General features: G+C 35.7%; 16 protein-coding genes and 1 tRNA gene. 7 read left to right on the top strand and 10 right to left on the bottom strand.

What is annotated here, in order from left to right:
• Nucleotides 1–5: 5 nt before the first annotated feature.
• The 6 genes from H7F21_RS00755 to H7F21_RS00730 form a co-directional block, all read right to left on the bottom strand.
• Entirely contained in the window at nt 6–617 is a 612-nt protein-coding gene (locus H7F21_RS00755) for an ExbD/TolR family protein (protein WP_185787331.1), read from the bottom strand.
• Between the two features lie 6 nt (nt 618–623).
• A complete protein-coding gene (locus tag H7F21_RS00750; RefSeq protein WP_185787330.1) occupies nt 624–1,073 on the bottom strand; it encodes a hypothetical protein in 450 nt (149 codons plus the stop codon).
• Nucleotides 1,074–1,089: 16 nt separating this feature from the next.
• Nucleotides 1,090–1,854, bottom strand: coding sequence for a MotA/TolQ/ExbB proton channel family protein (locus H7F21_RS00745; protein ID WP_185787329.1), 765 nt, complete (start codon nt 1,852–1,854; stop codon nt 1,090–1,092).
• A 75-nt stretch (nt 1,855–1,929) separates the two neighbouring features.
• Nucleotides 1,930–2,017 (bottom strand) — tRNA-Ser (locus H7F21_RS00740).
• 75 nt (nt 2,018–2,092) lie between these two features.
• Nucleotides 2,093–3,118 (bottom strand): asparaginase, encoded by a 1,026-nt coding sequence (locus H7F21_RS00735; RefSeq protein ID WP_185787328.1) that lies wholly within the window; start codon nt 3,116–3,118, stop codon nt 2,093–2,095.
• 3 nt (nt 3,119–3,121) lie between these two features.
• Nucleotides 3,122–3,889 (bottom strand): TatD family hydrolase, encoded by a 768-nt coding sequence (locus H7F21_RS00730; protein WP_185787327.1) that lies wholly within the window; start codon nt 3,887–3,889, stop codon nt 3,122–3,124.
• Between the two features lie 59 nt (nt 3,890–3,948).
• Between H7F21_RS00730 and H7F21_RS00725 the strand changes: the two genes are divergently transcribed.
• Together H7F21_RS00725 and H7F21_RS00720 are read left to right on the top strand one after the other, a co-directional pair.
• Nucleotides 3,949–4,416, top strand: a complete 468-nt coding sequence (locus H7F21_RS00725) for a retropepsin-like aspartic protease family protein (protein WP_185787326.1) — start codon at nt 3,949–3,951, stop codon at nt 4,414–4,416.
• A gap of 36 nt (nt 4,417–4,452) precedes the next feature.
• Nucleotides 4,453–5,079 carry a response regulator transcription factor gene (locus H7F21_RS00720; protein WP_185787325.1) on the top strand — a complete coding sequence of 209 codons (627 nt, stop codon included), beginning with the start codon at nt 4,453–4,455 and terminating at the stop codon, nt 5,077–5,079.
• 530 nt (nt 5,080–5,609) lie between these two features.
• On the opposite strand, the gene odhB is transcribed toward H7F21_RS00720, so the two are convergent.
• Together odhB and H7F21_RS00710 are read right to left on the bottom strand one after the other, a co-directional pair.
• Nucleotides 5,610–6,842, bottom strand: a complete 1,233-nt coding sequence (gene odhB, locus H7F21_RS00715) for a 2-oxoglutarate dehydrogenase complex dihydrolipoyllysine-residue succinyltransferase (protein WP_185787324.1) — start codon at nt 6,840–6,842, stop codon at nt 5,610–5,612.
• A gap of 35 nt (nt 6,843–6,877) precedes the next feature.
• The gene (locus tag H7F21_RS00710) at nt 6,878–9,640 is read right to left on the bottom strand and encodes a 2-oxoglutarate dehydrogenase E1 component (RefSeq protein WP_185787323.1); all 2,763 of its coding nucleotides are present in this window, start codon (nt 9,638–9,640) and stop codon (nt 6,878–6,880) included.
• Between the two features lie 180 nt (nt 9,641–9,820).
• Between H7F21_RS00710 and H7F21_RS00705 the strand changes: the two genes are divergently transcribed.
• The gene (locus tag H7F21_RS00705) at nt 9,821–10,297 is read left to right on the top strand and encodes an alpha-ketoglutarate decarboxylase (protein WP_185787322.1); all 477 of its coding nucleotides are present in this window, start codon (nt 9,821–9,823) and stop codon (nt 10,295–10,297) included.
• Here H7F21_RS00705 and H7F21_RS00700 read toward each other — a convergent pair.
• Together H7F21_RS00700 and H7F21_RS00695 are read right to left on the bottom strand one after the other, a co-directional pair.
• On the bottom strand, nt 10,294–10,650 hold the full coding sequence (locus H7F21_RS00700) for a hypothetical protein (RefSeq protein WP_185787321.1): 357 nt from the start codon (nt 10,648–10,650) through the stop codon (nt 10,294–10,296). The two genes, H7F21_RS00705 and H7F21_RS00700, sit on opposite strands and share 4 nt — an antisense overlap.
• Complete coding sequence (locus tag H7F21_RS00695) at nt 10,650–11,624, bottom strand: polyprenyl synthetase family protein (RefSeq protein WP_185787320.1); 975 nt, start codon at nt 11,622–11,624, stop codon at nt 10,650–10,652. Before H7F21_RS00695 ends, H7F21_RS00700 begins: the two co-directional genes overlap by 1 nt.
• 120 nt (nt 11,625–11,744) lie before the next feature.
• On the opposite strand from H7F21_RS00695, the gene H7F21_RS00690 reads away from it, so the two are divergent.
• From H7F21_RS00690 to H7F21_RS00675, 4 genes are read left to right on the top strand one after another with little or no spacing between them, the layout of a single operon-like run.
• Nucleotides 11,745–12,350, top strand: coding sequence for a TetR/AcrR family transcriptional regulator (locus H7F21_RS00690; RefSeq protein ID WP_185787319.1), 606 nt, complete (start codon nt 11,745–11,747; stop codon nt 12,348–12,350).
• A gap of 6 nt (nt 12,351–12,356) precedes the next feature.
• Complete coding sequence (locus H7F21_RS00685; RefSeq protein WP_246431392.1) at nt 12,357–13,766, top strand: TolC family protein; 1,410 nt, start codon at nt 12,357–12,359, stop codon at nt 13,764–13,766.
• A 12-nt stretch (nt 13,767–13,778) separates the two neighbouring features.
• Nucleotides 13,779–14,960, top strand: coding sequence for an efflux RND transporter periplasmic adaptor subunit (locus H7F21_RS00680; protein ID WP_185787318.1), 1,182 nt, complete (start codon nt 13,779–13,781; stop codon nt 14,958–14,960).
• Nucleotides 14,961–14,973: 13 nt separating this feature from the next.
• On the top strand, nt 14,974–18,519 hold the full coding sequence (locus H7F21_RS00675; protein ID WP_185787317.1) for an efflux RND transporter permease subunit: 3,546 nt from the start codon (nt 14,974–14,976) through the stop codon (nt 18,517–18,519).
• Nucleotide 18,520: the final 1 nt, after the last annotated feature.

Genomic DNA, 18,520 nt, shown 5'->3' with positions numbered 1-18,520 from the left:
TTTAATTATTTATCAGGTTCTGCCTCAGATAATTTCAAAGGAAAGAGCGTTTTAATCACAGTTATTTGTTCATTAAGTTTCTCATCCTTATTAAATTGGTTCTTTTCTTTTTCCTCTAACATTGATTGGAAGCTTCTATTGTATAAACGTTGCGCCTCTCTTTCTCTCAAGAAGTTGTAAGCTGCGACAAGTTCATTTTGCACTTCTATGTACTTCTCGTAAGAGGTTTCCCTATCATGTTTCATGGATATAATTGCCTTGTCAGGATGATCAGATGAGGTTTCATCTCGCTTACCTTTACAATACGTACAACTCTCTCCAGCTGCATTAGTTCCTCCGCCATTATCTAAAAAATCTATAGCTGCTCGTCTTAAGTCTTTTAATTCCATTAACTCTTCTTCAACCAATAGTTGGTTATCACGACTTACAAGAACTGTAAATAGATTCTTTTGCTTAATAATAGGTGGTTCTACCTCTGTATCGTCAATAGGTGGCAAACTTCTTAGTAGTCCCTTATCCTTTTCTATAGTTGTTGTTACTAAGAAAAAGATAAGCAATAAGAAAGCAATGTCAGCCATTGAACCTGCATTTACTTCTGGTGCTGCTCGTTTTGCCATGCTCTATTATTTACTAATTACTTTTTTAACTCCTGAGAAAATCATTGTTAATGCTGCCACAATAATCAAAATATAAAATGCTGTTAAGCCAGCACCTACCATTTGAGATTGTCCGTCTGTAGCAATGCCGTCTTGCAATTTATACTTCATTGTATCGCCACCAGCGGTAACGTAAGAAATAATCAATACTGCAACAAATGCACCTACACCTATTAACGTGTTTTTAAGACCTGAAGTATTTGTGAATAGATTTTTAAGTACAAAAACCACCACAAATAATAAAACTAGTCCCAAAATAATATATGCAATGATTGCCATTGGTTCAACAATAGAAGTGTCACCCGCTAGTGCTGCTGCTTTAATTTCGTCATCGCCCTCTGCTATAATCCTTCCAAGAAAGATGATACCAGCAACGCTGAGTACTAAAGCTACTATTTTTAATATTTTATGTAACATAATTTAATGTGGTCTTTTATTTTTTGTGTCTTACTAATAAATCCATTAATGTAATGGATGCATCTTCCATATCATTTACAATACTGTCAATTTTAGCAATAATGTAATTATAGAAAATTTGAAGAATAATAGCCACAATAAGACCAAATACCGTTGTTAAAAGTGCTACTTTAATACCACCAGCTACTAACGATGGTTGCATGTCACCAGCTGCTTCAATTTTATCAAAGGCCTGAATCATACCAATTACCGTACCCATGAAACCAAGCATTGGTGCCAAAGCGATGAATAACGAAATCCAAGATACATTTTTCTCTAACTGTCCCATTTGTACTCCACCATAAGCTACTACAGCTTTCTCAGCAGCATCGATATCTTCATCTGCTCTGTCTAAACCTTGATAGAATATGGAAGCAACAGGTCCTTTAGTATTTCTACAAACTTCCTTAGCAGCCTCGATACCTCCTGAGTTCAAAGCATCCTCTACATTTTGGGTTAATTTTTTAGTGTTTGTTGTTGAAAGGTTTAAAAAGATAATTCTCTCTATAGCAATTGCTAGTCCAAGAATTAAACATAATAATACAATTCCCATAAAACCAGGGCCACCTTCAATAAAACGCTTCTTTAATTCTTGATGGAAACTCAATTCTTCTGCTGGAGCATCATCTTGAGTTACACTTGTTACAGTTGCTGTTGTGGTAGCTAAAGTAGTTGCATTAGCATTAACAGTTCCGATAGCCATTAAACATGTAATGGCGAGGATAGAAAATAATCTTTTCATTGTTCTTAATCTTAATTTTATTAGTTAAAGTGTTAAAGATAAAAAAAATAATGTAACCATAGCCTAAAATATAAGCAGAGAGGAAGGGATTCGAACCCTCGATACCCTTTTGGAGTATACACACTTTCCAGGCGTGCGCCTTCGACCACTCGGCCACCTCTCTGTAAATTCTAGTAAAAAATTACAGAACGCCAAATAACGAAAAAAACTTTAAACGCTAAAATTATAGTCGTTAATTTTAGGACATTTCGCCGCGTAAGGACTTTTCGAAGTAAAATTGGAATTCTTCAGGCTTAATATTGTAGCCAACCAGATACATTAATTTTGCCACCGCAGCTTCTGTTGTAATATCCTTACCAGAGATTACTCCTATGGATTTTAATTGAGAACTTGTTTCGTATTGACCCATCGTAACACTGCCTCCAGGACATTGTGTTACATTGATGACATACAATCCATTCTTAATAACGTTTTTCAAACTCTGAATAAACCATTCTTCAGTTGTTGCATTACCAGAACCATAAGTCTCAATGATTAATCCTTTTAGATTTTGAGAACCAATGACGGCCTCAACAAATGGTTTTGAGATACCTGGAAATAATTTCAAGATACCAATATTGGTGTCCATTGCTGTCCTTACAATAAGGTCCTCTTTAAATGTTTCATGTCGCAAAAATTCGTGATTTACCTTAAGATGTACACCAGATTCCGCTAGCGTTGGGTAGTTTGGAGAATCAAAAGCCTCAAAATGTTCTGCGTTAATCTTGGTCGTTCGATTGCCTCGGTATAATTTATATTCAAAATAGAGGCAGACTTCCCTAATTATAGGTTCGCCATCTCTGTGTAATGATGCAACTTGTATGGATGTAATTAAATTCTCTTTGGCGTCTGTACGTAAATCTCCTATAGGCAACTGAGATCCCGTGAAAATGATTGGCTTTTCTAGATTTTCCAACATAAAACTTAAAGCAGAGGCCGAATAGCTCATGGTATCACTACCGTGTAAGACAACAAAACCATCGAACGCGTTGTATTTGGATTCTATTATTCTCGCAATAGCTTCCCAATAGGTAGGATTCATATTGGAGGAATCTATGGGCTTGTCAAACGAAACGGTTTGGATATCACAGTCTAATAGTTTTAGCTCAGGAATCTTATCTAATAAGCTGTCAAAATCAAAAGCACGTAAGGCACCAGTGTCGGCATCTTTCATCATACCGATGGTTCCACCTGTATATATTAATAGAATATTAGGTTTTTGCATATATTAAATTCCAAAGACTTGTTTCGAGTTTTCAGTTGTTATTTGAGCGATGTTTTCTTCACTCATTTGGTAAAGTTCGGATAATTTTTCTAATACTTTCATTACATATGAACTTTCATTCCGTTTTCCACGATATGGTTTTGGTGCTAAATAAGGAGCATCGGTTTCTAAAACTATATACTTAAGGTCAATTTTATTGATGAACTGATCTATTTTACCATTTTTAAAAGTCACAACGCCACCGATCCCCAATTTCATATTATAAGATATGGCTTTATGCGCTTGTTCTAAATTACCCGTGAAGCAATGAAAAATACCATACAAATCTTCAGATTTTTCATCTTCCAATATTTGAAAGATTTCATCAAAAGATTCCCTGCAATGGATTACAATAGGAAGTTTATATTGTTTTGCCAAATTGATTTGACGCCTAAAAGCTTCAATCTGAATATCCAATGTGCTTTTATCCCAATAGAGGTCAATACCAATTTCGCCAACGGCATAAAACTTGCGTTTGGCAAGCATTTCTTCGACGTGTTTTAATTCTTCCTTGAAATTTTCTTTAACACTCGTTGGATGTAAGCCCATCATTAGAAAAACATGATCAGGATAATCTTTTTCGAGTTGCAGCATGGATGTCGTGTAGTTTGAATCAATGGCAGGAATAAAAAACCGTTCTACGCCAGCATCCAAGGCTCTGCTTATCATTTCTGCTCTGTCTTCATTAAAAGCTTCACTATATAAATGTGTATGTGTGTCTGTAACAATCATGGAGCAAAAGTAATTGTTTGTCGTATTATTCGTTTATTATATTTACACAAATTCTATAAATGGAAACACTAACAGACTTTCTTATAAACAGAGGATATTCAAAAGTTAAACTGAAACTGACCAAAACCAATCACTTTGAGATTAAGGCTAGTATTAATGGTGTCAATGGACGTTTTATTTTAGATACTGGTGCCTCAAGTAGTTGTGTCGGTTTTGAAGCCATTGAGCGGTTCAATCTTAAAGTAAAGGATTCTGAAATTAGGGCTGTTGGTGCAGGTGCATCCGATATGTTAACACAAATCTCTAGCAGCAATGATCTTAAAATTGGAAAATGGAAGAAGAGGAGAGTCGCCTTAATACTATTTAATCTTTCGCATGTCAATAATGGACTTGTTAACCATAATGCAGATCCTGTAGATGGTATTATTGGAGCAGATATTCTCAAAAAAGGAAAAGCCATTATAGATTACGAGAAGAAATATTTGTATTTAAGAATGAAAGATATTTCCAAACCAAAAGATTCTTAGTATCTTTAAGTCCCTAGTAGTTGAATTAATAGCAAAATGAGCCCAACCATCATCATTGCAGATGACCACCCTCTGGTCCTCAAAGGTCTTGAAGAATTTTTACTTGAAAAGCAGTACAATGTTTTAGCAAGTGCAAAAAACGGTAAGGAAGCCTTGGCACTGATAAAAGCCCATTCTCCAGACATCGCTATTTTAGATATTAAAATGCCATTTTACACAGGTTTGCAGATTGCAGAAAAGTGTAATGTGAGTAATTTACCCACTAAGATTATACTCATCACTTTTGAAAAGGACGAAAAAATCTATAATGAAGCTAAATCTCTTGGCGTCTATGGTTATGTCTTAAAAGAGTTTGCCCTAGAAGAAATAGAAAATTGTATTTCAGCTGTCTTGAAAGACAGACCTTATTTCAGTCCTGAACTTATAGAGTTTATAGAAATAGATCGATCTCCTGAAGGTTTAAGTTCTTTAACCAAAAAAGAGCTTAATATTTTAAAATTGATCACAAAAAATAAGACAGCAAAAGAAATTGCAGAAGAATTATTCATCTCTCCAAGAACTGTTGAAAAACATAAGAGTAATATTATCAGAAAGTTAGGGATTGAAAGAACGCCTAATAGTCTACTTATTTGGGCTAAAGAGAACCAACGTCATTTATTTTAAAAATACGTAAGGTTACGTATATTCTCATATTGATTTATTTATCAAATTTGCATAACTGATTTAATGGTTACATTGAATCAATGTTATTAATTAAGGGTTAATAACAGAGCTATTAATTAGTTCTTAGGGGATTTTAAAGGCCTTGAACATTTGTTCAGGGCTTTTTCTTGAAAAAAATGAAAAAATACGTAAGGTTACGTATAGTATGGCATTATAATAATTTGCAATTTTACACCAGCTATTAGTCAACGCCTCAGATTTTTAACTATAAGGGCTCTGAATTAGCTTATGATCCAGAGCCTTTTTTCAAAAAAACGAACATTATGGAAACCATGAAAGATAACACCGCAAAACGAGATAGAATCTTTATGATACTCTTAATTGTCAGTTCTATTGTCGTAATCTCGGCGAACATCGCCGTTAATTTTTTTAGTTAGTTTTAGTTAGTTGCACTCTTGTTAGTTAGGAGTAAAAAAGCGCAATTCATACGAATTGCGCTTTTTTTATTTTACATATAAAATGGGTTGCTGTTACATCTCCAAAGCTTTCTTTGGATCGTTATTCATTAAGAGTTCAATAGGGTTTTCTAGGGCTTCCTTAACGGCAACCAAGAAACCAACAGATTCCTTACCATCAATAATTCTATGATCGTAGGACAATGCCACAAACATTATTGGTCTAATTTCCACCTTACCATCAACGGCGACTGGTCGCTCCACAATATTATGCATTCCTAAGATGCCACTTTGCGGAGGATTGATAATAGGCGTTGATAACATACTACCAAAAACACCACCATTGGTTATGGTAAATGTACCACCTGTCATTTCATCAACGGTGATTTCGCCCTCTCTTGCTCTAATGGCTAATCGTTTTACCTCAGATTCAATACCTCTAAAGGATAAGTTTTCTGCATTTCTAATCACAGGAACCATTAATCCTTTCGGTCCTGATACTGCAATACTGATATCAACAAAATCATACGTCAACATTTCCTTGCCATCTATCATGGAATTGACTGCAGGATACATTTTTAATGCTCTTACTACAGCTAGACTAAAGAAACTCATGAATCCTAAGCTTACGCCATGCTTGGCTTTAAAGTCTTCTTTGTATTGCTTACGTAGATCAAAAATAGGAGACATATCAACCTCATTAAATGTGGTTAACATTGCCGTTGTATTCTTAGCCTCTACTAAACGTTCTGCCACTTTACGACGTAACATGGACATTTTACTTCTAGATGTTCCTCTATTACCTCCAGTAGGAGTTCCCATTGATGGTACTGCATTGACAGCGTCATCTTTAGTAATACGGCCATCACGTCCAGTACCACTTACCGAGCTTGCTTCAATTCCTTTTTCATCTAAAATTTTCTTGGCCGCAGGACTAGGGGCACCAGTAGCATAAGTTTTAGATGCAGTAGCAGTTGGTTTTAGCTCTTCTTTTTTTGGAGCTTCTTCCTTGGCTGCTGAGCCTGTCGAAGTATTTTCTTTAGCAGGTGCGGCATCACCTTCAGGTTTTGATGCGCCAGTATCTATTAAGCATACCACAGCACCAACGGCAACGGCATCGCCTTCTTCGGCCTTAAGCGTAATTGTTCCACTTGCTTCTGCTGGTAATTCTAAAGTTGCTTTATCACTATCTACTTCTGCAATGGCTTGGTCTTTTTCCACATAATCTCCATCTTCTACTAACCATTCTGCAATTTCTACTTCTGTAATTGATTCGCCTGGCGAAGGCACTTTCATTTCTAAAATCATGCTTGTTGTTTTATTAAGCTCTAATTTGAGTTGTTTTATTTCTTTCTTTGATTGTTTTTGCTCTTATCAAAAACGTAATCTATAACTTGTTGATGTCTAATTTTTGAGCGCACAGAACTACCTGCCGCAGGAGCACCGTACGGTCTTCTTGTTGCTGCTCTCCAATTTTTGGCATCGTCAAAATGCATTAACATATGACTGTAAGCTCCCATATTACGTGGCTCTTCTTGTGCCCAAACTATATCATCTGCATTTTTATATTTTTTAATCGTATTTTCAATAGCTTTACTTGGAAGCGGGAACAATTGCTCTATGCGAACTAAGGCCACATCATCTCTTTTGAGCTCTTCTTTTTGTTCTAATAAATCGTAGTAGAATTTACCTGTGACGAAAATTAGTGTTTTTATCTTGTCAGCTTTAGCGATTTCGTCATCAATCAACATTTGAAAGCTGCCATTAGCGAATTCTTCTACTTCAGACACTACCTTTGGATGACGTAACAAACTCTTAGGAGTAAACACAATTAAAGGTTTTCTGTAATTGGCTACCATCTGTCTACGGAGTAAATGAAACATGTTCGCAGGTGTTGTGCAATCAGCTATAAACATATTATCCTTAGCACACATTTGTAAATAACGTTCCATGCGACCAGAAGAGTGCTCAGCACCTTGACCCTCATATCCGTGAGGTAATAGCATTACTAGACCGTTTGATGTTTTCCACTTGTCTTCACCTGAAGAAATATACTGGTCAATCATAATCTGGGCACCATTGCTAAAGTCTCCAAATTGTGCTTCCCAGATGGTTAAAGTGTTTGGACTTGCCATAGCATAGCCATAGTCAAAACCTACAACACCATACTCTGACAATAACGAATTAAAAATATTAAACTGCCCTTGATTTTCAGCAACATTTTTAAGTAAGATAATTTCTTCCTCACTATCCTCAACTTTTACAACCGCATGGCGATGCGAGAATGTACCTCTTTCAACATCCTGTCCTGAAATCCTCACATTATAACCTTCGGCTAACAGTGATCCATAAGCTAAATGTTCTGCCATGGCCCAATCTAATCTATCTTCATCAAACATAGTTTGTCTAGACTCTACTAAACGCTGAATTTTTCTAATGAACTTTTTATCTTTTGGAAGATTAGATATGACTTTAGTTACATCTTTCAAAAGCTTTTTGGAAACCTTTGTATTGGTAGGCTCCATCATTGCAACTTCAGTCACCCGTTCTAAACCTTTCCACTCTTCCTGCATGAAAGCAGTAATCTCTGTCTTATCCTCCTTACGGGAATCTTCGAGGTTTTCCTCGAGTTGTTCTTTGTACTTCGTTTCGATATGTTTCACATAACCTTCATCAATCACACCCTCAGCAATAAGCTTTGCTGCATAGATATCCCTTGGGTTTTTGTGCTTTGAAATAGCTTTGTATAGCAGTGGTTGAGTGAATTTAGGTTCATCACCTTCATTATGACCGTATTTCCTGTAACCTAATAAGTCTATAAATACATCACGCTTGAATTTCATTCTAAAATGAAGGGCAAAAAGTGCTGCATGAACTACGGCTTCTGCATCATCTGCATTAACATGGAGTACTGGTGATAAGGTTACTTTTCCAACATCTGTGCAATAGGTACTTGACCGACCGTCAAGATAATTTGTAGTAAAACCAATTTGATTATTAACTACAATATGAATGGTTCCATTAGTTTTGTAACCATCTAATTTTGCCATTTGTACAACTTCGTATACTAAACCCTGACCAGCAATAGCTGCATCACCATGCACCACTATAGGTAGGACTTGAGAAGCATCGGAAATATCATCTTTGTCTTGCTTGGCCCTAGTAATACCTTGGACTACGGCGCCAACAGTTTCCAAGTGAGATGGATTAGGTGCAATATTTAAGTTTATTCTTTTCTCGTTATAAGTTTCACGATTACTGGTCCATCCGAGGTGATATTTAACATCTCCATCAAAAATTTCTTCTTCGTAATCCTTTCCGTCAAACTCACTAAAAATATCCTTAGCAGACTTTCCGAAGATATTAGTTAATGTACTCAAACGACCTCTGTGCGCCATTCCCATAACAAACTCTTTCACACCTTCATCTGCCGCTCTCTCAATTATCGCGTCAACAGCGGGAATTAAAGATTCGTTACCTTCTAAAGAAAAACGTTTTTGGCCAACATATTTTGTATGAAGAAACGATTCAAACGTTACGGCTTGATTTAGTTTTTTAAGTATGTATTTCTTTTCGTCTGTAGTGAAATTGCTGTGATTATCATTGATATTCAGTTTTTTCTGAATCCATTCAATCTCTTCAGGCTTTCTAATATACATGTACTCAATCCCGATAGAATCGCAATAAATACGTTCTAAATGGTCAATGATATTTTGTAGTGTTGCCGTTTTAAGACCAAGGATCTCACCAGCGGAAAACACAGATTGTAAATCGGACTTCGATAATCCAAAATTCTCAATTTCCAACGTAGGAGCATACTTTCGCCTTGCTCTAACAGGATTAGTTTTAGTAAATAGATGCCCTCTATTTCTGTAACCATCTATAAGTTTCACAACCTGAAATTCTTTTTGGATTTGCTCCGGAATTTGTGTTGAAACACCTTCAACAATTTCACCGTCCATTCCATAGTTTTCAGAGCCAAAATCATAACCTTGGAAAAAGGCACGCCAACTAGGTTCTACAGAATCAGGATTTTTTAGGTATTGGTCATATAAATCAGCAAAGTATGCTGTGTGCGCTGCGTTGAGAAAGGAATATTTATCCATTATTTTTACGAGACGTTGTCGTTTCAACAAAATTTCTTCAAAAATACAACTTTTAGTAGATATAGTAACGGTTTTATTATATTTATAACAATTATAGATTTAAGAATTATTAAGATGACAAAATTTAGAATAATCAGTGCTAAAAAAATAATTATTAGCTGTTTTCTTACGTGTTTTTTTGTGTTTTCTGTAAGCGCACAAGGCACAGATGGTAGTAATAGTTTTTGGCAGAATGTACAATTTGGTGGAGGCATAGGTCTTAATTTTGGAGACGGCTTTTTTAGTGGCGCTTTGGCACCAGCCGCTCTGTATAGGCATAATACTTACGTGTCGACAGGAGTTGGTCTAAATTTTCAATATAGCTCTCAACGTGACGTCTTTAAATCGACTGTTTTAGGTGGAAGTATTATTGGTTTGTTTAATCCATATAGGGAATTACAAATATCTACTGAGTTTGAACAGCTTTATGTGAATAGAGATTTTGACGAGCAATTTGTTGCCAATGTGGATGATAGTTATTGGTATCCTGCATTGTTTCTTGGTGCGGGGTTTAGAAGTGGTAATGTAACGTTTGGCATTCGATATGATGTCTTATATGATGAAGACAAAAGTATACAGAATCAAGCTTGGATGCCTTTTGTTAGGTTTTGGTTTTAAATAGAGTTACTATTATTTTTATACCAAACCTTTTGCCATTCGCGCTGTAAAATTAAAAATGTGACTGCCTCAGAGAGCTGAACCATCTCCTCACCATCCAAAGATCGAATCTTTAATTCGGAAACATCTACTTGATAGAGCAGATTCAAATAATCTGAAAACTTATTTTGAATAAGGTGAATCACCGTGTCTTGAAGTACAAGCTTTAAACTCGTTGGAAGTGTGTCTTTATCAAATTCCAAATCTATGTTTGCCAACACTAAATCCTTATTGAGCTGTGAAACAAGTTTCTTATAAAGCTGAAGCTGATTGGCCTCGAATATTAAATCTTCAAAAGTTGTTGGCAGAGCCATTATACGCGTCTATTCATTAATTGCTCTCCGAATAATTTCAAAACCTGTTTTTTGTCATCCGAAATATTCAGAGTTTTGAGTAATTCAAATGCTTTTCTCGTATAATCCTTAACGGCTTTTTGAGTGGCGTGTGACGCGCCAGAATCATTGAAGAGTGTTTTTACTGAGGTAATCTTTTCTTCATTTGAAATCATGTCATTAGACATGATTTCAACCAGTTTAGACCTATCGTTTGGTGAGCCTAATTCTAGTGTTTTTAGGTATAAATACGTCTTTTTATTTTCCAAGATATCACCACCTACTTGCTTACCAAAGGTCTCCGGATTTCCAAAAGCATCTAAGTAGTCATCTTGTAATTGAAATGCAATGCCTAAATAACGTCCAAAATCGTAAATTGCATTTTGATCCTCTAGAGAAGCTTGTGCTACTATGGCTCCCATTTTCATAGCCGCACCAACCAAAACCGCAGTTTTATACTCAATCATTTTAAGATATTCTGGTATGGTGACATCATGTCGAGTTTCGAAATCAATGTCATATTGCTGTCCTTCACAAACCTCCAAAGCCGTTTTACTAAATAACTTTGCCAAGGCTTGAAAGGTAGCTGGCTCATAATTTTCAAATAGCTGATAAGCCAAAATCAGCATAGCATCACCTGATAGAATTCCAGTATTTAAGTCCCATTTTTCATGAACCGTTTCTTGTCCTCTTCTTAGAGGTGCGTCGTCCATAATATCATCATGTATCAATGAAAAATTGTGAAACACTTCTACTGAAAGGGCTGCATTCATAGCGTCGTTGGCATTACCATTAAACACTTCTGAGGTCATTAAGGTTAGGACAGGTCGCAAGCGTTTGCCGCCAAGTTTAAGAATGTAATTAACAGGTTCGTAAAGATTTTTAGGCTCCTTGTCCACAGCAAAATCCTCTAAGTAAGCTATGAAGGACTTTTGGTAGGTTTCGATGTTCTGCATGGCACAAAAATAAGACTTTCAGCAAATTAAAAACTAATGTTGCCAATGTTAAATAATTATTAAAACTTTGGAAACTTTTATTGTTTTTAAAGTTTCCATGCTTAGATTTGCAGTAGAATTATGAAAAATAAAATCATACATAAATCAACGGAGCTATTTCTTAATCTTGGTTTTAAGAGTGTGACCATGGATGATATTGCCAGTGAAATGGGCATTTCAAAAAAGACCATCTATGTGCATTTTAGTAATAAGACCAAGTTAGTAGAAGCCGTAACCTTCTATTTGTTTGATACCATTTGCGATGGTATAGATGATATATGCGAAAATGCACCGAACCCTATAGAAGAGCTATATTCAATTAAGATGTTTGTGATGCAACATTTAAAAAATGAAAAAACATCACCACAGTATCAATTAAAAAAATACTATCCACAGATACATGCACAGTTAAAGTTTAAACAGTTCGAGAAAATGCATAATTCTGTGCAAGAGAGTTTACAACAAGGTGTTGATACTGGAGTTTTTAGAGACACTATCGATGTGGACTTTATATCGCGAATGTATTTTACAGGTATGACCGGTATTAAGGATAACATGTTTTTCCCTCCTGAGCAATATCAAATGGAATATTTAATGGAGAGTTATTTGGAATATCATCTACGTGCTATTGTAACCGAAAAAGGATTTAAAATACTCAATCAATTTATAACAAAGAACCAATCTTAAAATAGAATGAAATACCTATCAACTTTCATTTTTCTAATGTGTTTTATTTTAGGCTTTGCCCAAGACACTCCTGCAAGTTTCACTTTACAAGAGGCTATAGATTATGCACTAGAAAATAACAGAAAAGCTAAAAATGCGGCAAGAGATATTGAAGCGGCAAAACAGCAAAAATGGGAAACCACTGCGACGGGTTTACCTCAACTCAACGCTACAGTGAACTATCAAAACTTTTTAAAGCAACAAGTATCACTGTTGCCAAATGCGTTTTTTGATCCTTTTAGTCAAGTTAGAAATCTAGACGAGTACTACGATGAACTTTCTGCACCATCAGGAATTCCTGATACTGAACCTGGATTTACCGAAGTTATATTCGGAACAAAACAAAATGTCAATGCTACGGCTACGCTCAGCCAGCTACTTTTTGATGGCTCTTATCTCGTAGGCTTACAATCGGCGAAAGTGTTCTTAGAGATTTCTAAAAATGCTAAGGATAAAACAGATTTAGAAGTAAGAAAAGGTGTTATTAATGCCTATGGAAATGTTCTTCTTGCTGAAGAAAGTGTTATTATTTATGAAAAAAATATTACTGTACTTCAGAAGAATCTAGATGAGACTACTAAAATTTATGAAAATGGACTAGAAGAAGAAGAAAGTGTAGAGCAATTGCAAATTACATTATCAAATCTTCAAAGTAGTCTTAATAATGCCAAACGTTTGAGAGGTATCGCCTATCAAATGTTCAATATTACTTTAGGAATTGATTACAGTACAAATATTAGACTAACAGAAAATTTGGAAAATTTAACGGTGAAGAACATCTCATTAGAAGCCCTTGAGCTAGCAAATGATGTTACTACGACTATAGATTATAAAATAGCAGAAAACGACAAAAGATCCAAAGAGCTGTTATTGAAACTAGAGAAAAGTAAGGCATTGCCACAGTTAAGCGCTTACTTAAATGGTGGTTATTTAGGTTTTAGTGATGATTTTTCTTTTTTGAATAGTGATCAAGATTGGGCAGGCTTTTCTTCGTTTGGCTTTAACCTCAATTTACCAATATTCAGTTCTGGAGGAAGAAGTGCCGCAACACAACGTGCAAGAATTAACTTAGAGAAATCTAAAGATGACCTTACGGAAACTGAGCAGCGCTTAAAACTTCAAATTGAAACTGCAAAAAGTAATTACAGATTCGCTACTGAAGACTATAATAACAAAAAACAAAATTTATCACTTGCAAAACGTATAGAATCTAAAAACCAAACTAAATTTTTTGAAGGTGTGGGTTCGAGTTTTGAACTAAGACAAGCTCAAACACAATTATATACTGCTCAGCAAGAATTATTACAAGCCATGCTCGATGTTATCAATACCAAGGCAGAACTTGAAACCATTACAAATACTACAACCAACTTTTAAAAAACAATCATCATGAAAAAAATATATAGTCTAACCATTTTAACCTTAGTGCTTTTAGCATGTTCCGGAGAAAAGGAACAATCCGTTGAAGAGCTTGTAGCCACTGATAATGCAGAGGGCATTCAGAAAAAGAAAGATGAATTGGTCAATCAACAACAAGCGCTAGCCGTTCAAATCAAACAATTGGATGAAAAGCTTCAAAGTATTAGTCCAGATCGTAATGTGCCATTGATCACCACGATTATGGTGAACAATGAAGAGTTTAAACATTATCTGGAACTCCAAGGAAGTGTAGAAACCAAACAAAATATAGTTGTAACTCCAGAAACAGGAGGAATTATCACTCGTATTTACGTTAAGGAAGGTCAAAAAGTATCTAGAGGACAATTACTGGCCTCAATTGATGACGGAGGCTTGAGTCAACAAAAAGCACAGTTAGAAATTCAAGCAGATTTGGCCAAAACCACCTATGAAAGACAAAAACGTCTTTGGGATCAAAAAATTGGAAGCGAAATACAATATCTACAATCGAAATCCCAATACGAAAGTTTACAAAAAGGTATTGCTCAAATCAATCAACAGTTAAGTAAAAATAGTGTTAGAGCTCCATTTTCGGGAGTTATTGACGATGTTATAACAGAACAAGGAAACGTAGCGGCACCAGGTCAAACGCAGTTGATGCGTTTGGTTAATCTTAGTGACATGTACATTAAAACAGATGTCCCGGAAAGCTATATTACAAGTATAAAAGAAGGTAAGACAGTAGAGGTTGAATTTCCAGTATTAGGAAAAAGTATCACATCAGAAATAAGGCAGACTGGGAATTTTATCAATCCTGCTAACCGAACTTTCGATGTTGAAATTGCTGTACCGAACAAGGACAGATCTATCAAGCCAAATCTTACTGCACGTTTAAAAATCAATGATTACACAAACGATAAGGCCATACTCATTCCGCAAAGTATTATTTCAGAAAACGCAGATGGACAGCAGTATGTTTATGTACTCTCAGATAAAAAAGAAGATAAAGCTACGGCTAAACAAGTCGTTATAAAGACGGGTAGAACCCAAGGTGATAAAATTGAAGTACTTTCTGGTCTTGAGGAAAACGCTGAGGTCATAAGAGAAGGTGCGCGCAGTGTAAAGAATGGGCAAACCGTTAAGATAATTAGTTCTAATAATTCTAACGCCTAAAAAACACCAACCAATGGCTAAAAGAAAAATAACAAAAAAGCAAGTCGATAAGGAATTTGGGCTGTCGTCTTGGGCAATAAATAACAAGACCACCATGTATGTGGCTATTGCTTTAATTCTGTTTTTAGGCGGTTCAGCTTATTTTAGTATGCCTAGAGAGAGTTTTCCAGAAATTCGCGAAACCAAAATCTACATTAGCTCGTTATTTCCTGGAAATACGGCAGAAGATATAGAAAAGTTGATTACGGATCCTCTTGAGGATAAGCTAAAAAATGTGAGTAATGTTGTGGAGATTACATCAACATCTCAAGAAGATTACTCCATGGTAATTGTTGAGTTTGACGAAGATATTTCAGTCGACGCAGCTAAGCAAAAAGTAAAGGACGAAATAGATTCAGAAACGTCTAGCGAAGATTGGCCAACCTTTAATGGTGCTAAAGTAGAACCAAATATTTTTGAATTGAGTCTTTCTGAAGAAATGCCGATTCTGAATATCAATATTTCTGGCGACTATACAGTGGAACGTTTAAAAGAATTTGGAGAATATCTTGAGGATGAGATTGAGGATCTTGAGGAAATCAAAAAAGTAGATATTAGAGGCGCTCAAGAAAAAGAAGTTGAGGTAGCAGTAGATGTCTATAAAATGATGGCGTCAAAGGTTAGTTTTCAAGACATCACTGGTGCTATCGGTAATGGTAATATGACCATGTCGGCAGGAAATCTTATAGCGAGTGGACAACGACGAACCATCCGAATTCTAGGAGAAATAGAAGATCCTGATGAACTCAAAAATTTCGTTGTAAAATCCGAAAATGAGAATCCTATTTATCTTAAGGATATCGCGACTATTTCCTTCAGACCAAAAGATAAAACTACATACGCAAGAGAATATATTCCAGAAGCCAAAAGAAGTGATGCTGTTGTCATGTTGGACGTTAAAAAACGATCTGGTAAAAACATGGTCGCAGCTGCAGAAAAGATAGAAAAGATTGTTGCAGATGCTAAGGCCAACGTTCTGCCAACCAATTTAAGAATTACAATTACCAACGATCAATCTTCAAAAACAATAGGGCAAGTTGATGATTTGGTAAATAATATAATTTTCGGAATTATACTGGTAGTAACCGTATTAATGTTCTTCCTTGGATTTAAAAATGCACTATTTGTGGGGTTTGCTATACCAATGTCCATGTTTATGTCTTTAATGATTTTAAATGCATTGGGTTATACTATGAATACTATGATCCTCTTTGGTCTGATTATGGGACTCGGGATGTTGGTAGATAATGGAATTGTGGTTGTAGAGAATGTCTATCGTCTTATGGAGCAAGAGGGTATGTCTCGAATTGAAGCAGCCAAAAAAGGTATCGGTGAAATAGCTTTCCCAATAATTATATCCACAGCAACTACGGTGGCGGCATTTATTCCATTAGGTCTATGGCCAGGGTTGATGGGTCAATTTATGATTTATTTTCCTATTACCCTATCCGTTGTACTTGGTTCATCGCTCTTAGTTGCTATTTTCTTTAACTCGGTCTTGGTATCTCAATTTATGACTACAGAAGACAAGGATATGCCACTAAAGAATATCATTTCTATTTCTGCTATTTTAATAGTTGTAGGTCTATTGATTATTTTCTTCGGTGGGACTTATAAAGGTTTAGGAGGCGTCATGGTATTTACTGCAATATTGCTTTGGGTCTATAGACTTATTCTCAGAAAAGCAGCTAATAGATTTCAAACAAAAACCTTAGTACGTTTAGAGAATTTTTATGAAGGTGTACTTACAGGTTCTCTTAAAGGTTGGAAACCACAACTCATTGCATTTGGCAGCTTGTTATTGTTCTTTATAGCTTTTGGTAGTTTTGGAGCTTCAGTTGCAAGTCAACGTACAAAAATCGAGTTTTTTCCAGATAATACGCCCAACCAGATTATCGTTTACATAGAGTATCCTGAGGGTACAGATATCGAAAAAACCAATCAAATTACCAAAGAGATAGAGGCTAAAGTCTACGATATACTTTATGATGATGAATATATTGCTGATGGAGAGAATTTTCTAGTAGAAAGTTCGGTATCCCAAGTTGGTGAAGGTGCTGGAAATCCACAAACCGATGGTGGCTCAGCTGCAGAAATGCCGCATAAAGGAAAGATCACGGCTTCCATGCGAGAGTACAAATACAGAAAAGGAAGAGATAGCAAAGTATTGCGTAAAAAAGTTCAAGAGGCATTGACAGGTCTCTATCCAGGGGTATTAATTTCTGTTGAAAAAGATGCCAATGGACCACCAATAGGGCCACCTATAAATGTAGAGTTAGAGGGTAATGATTATGACGAACTTATTGCTGTGGCAGAGCGTATGCGAGAGTTTATCAATTCAAAGAATATTTCTGCTATAGATGAGCTAAAAATCGATGTCAACAAAGACAAACCAGGCATGCAAGTCCTTGTTGATCGTGAAAAAGCAGGCGAACTTGGTGTAAGCTCTGGACAAGTAGGTCAGCAACTGCGTAATTCTTTATTTGGTGCTAAGGCAGGTATCTATAAAGAAGATGGCGAAGACTATGATATCTATGTGCGCTTTAATGAAGACTTAAGATACAATACGAGTGCGCTTTTTAATCAAAATATGGTGTTTAGGGACCAGGCTTCTGGCAAGGTCAAAGAAATTCCTGTTTCTACCGTGGCTAAACAAAGAAATAATTCTGGGTTTAGTGCCATTAAGCACAATGACACGAAGCGCGTCGTAACGGTATATTCTGCTTTAGCACCTGGTTATGTTGATGCAAGTGCAGCAGTAAATCAGATTAAGAACGAAATGAAGAATTTTAAAGACTTACCTGCAAATATCAAAATTGATTACACAGGTCAGATTGAAGAACAGACAAAAGAACAAGAATTCTTGATGGGAGCATTCTTTACTGGTCTTGGATTGATTTTCTTAATCCTTATTTTTCAATTTAACTCAGTCTCAAAACCTGCTATTATTATGATTGCAATCTTCTTGAGTTTAATAGGTGTTTTTGGAGGTATAGTAATATCTGGAGATTCTTTTGTTATTTTAATGACCATGATGGGAATTATTTCATTAGCAGGAATTGTTGTAAATAATGGGGTGGTATTGTTAGATTATGCACAGCTACTAATAGATAGAAAGAAGAATGAACTCGACCTAGATATCTCTGAGTATTTACCAAAAGAAGAATTGTTAAAGCAGATCATTAGAGCTGGTAAAGCACGTTTAAGACCAGTATTGTTAACTGCAATAACAACTATTTTAGGATTAATTCCGCTAGCGATAGGGTTAAATATCAACTTCTTTACATTTTTCAGTGAGTTTGATGCTAATATCTATTTTGGTGGAGATAATGTGATATTTTGGGGGCCATTGGCCTGGACTGTAATTTATGGACTTTTCATAGCGACGTTCTTAACGTTGATTGTAGTCCCTGTATTATTCTTTTTGTCCATTCGTTTAAAGGTATGGCTCAAATCAAAATTTAGTTCTGTAGAAGAAGAATTTGAAACTTCAGATAATGAAACTCTTGTACTTGAATAGG

This window comes from Winogradskyella flava, from assembly GCF_014243395.1.
GTDB lineage: Bacteria > Bacteroidota > Bacteroidia > Flavobacteriales > Flavobacteriaceae > Winogradskyella > Winogradskyella flava.
Note: the sequence above shows the minus strand (reverse complement) of the source record. Positions and strands in the feature narration are given on the sequence as shown.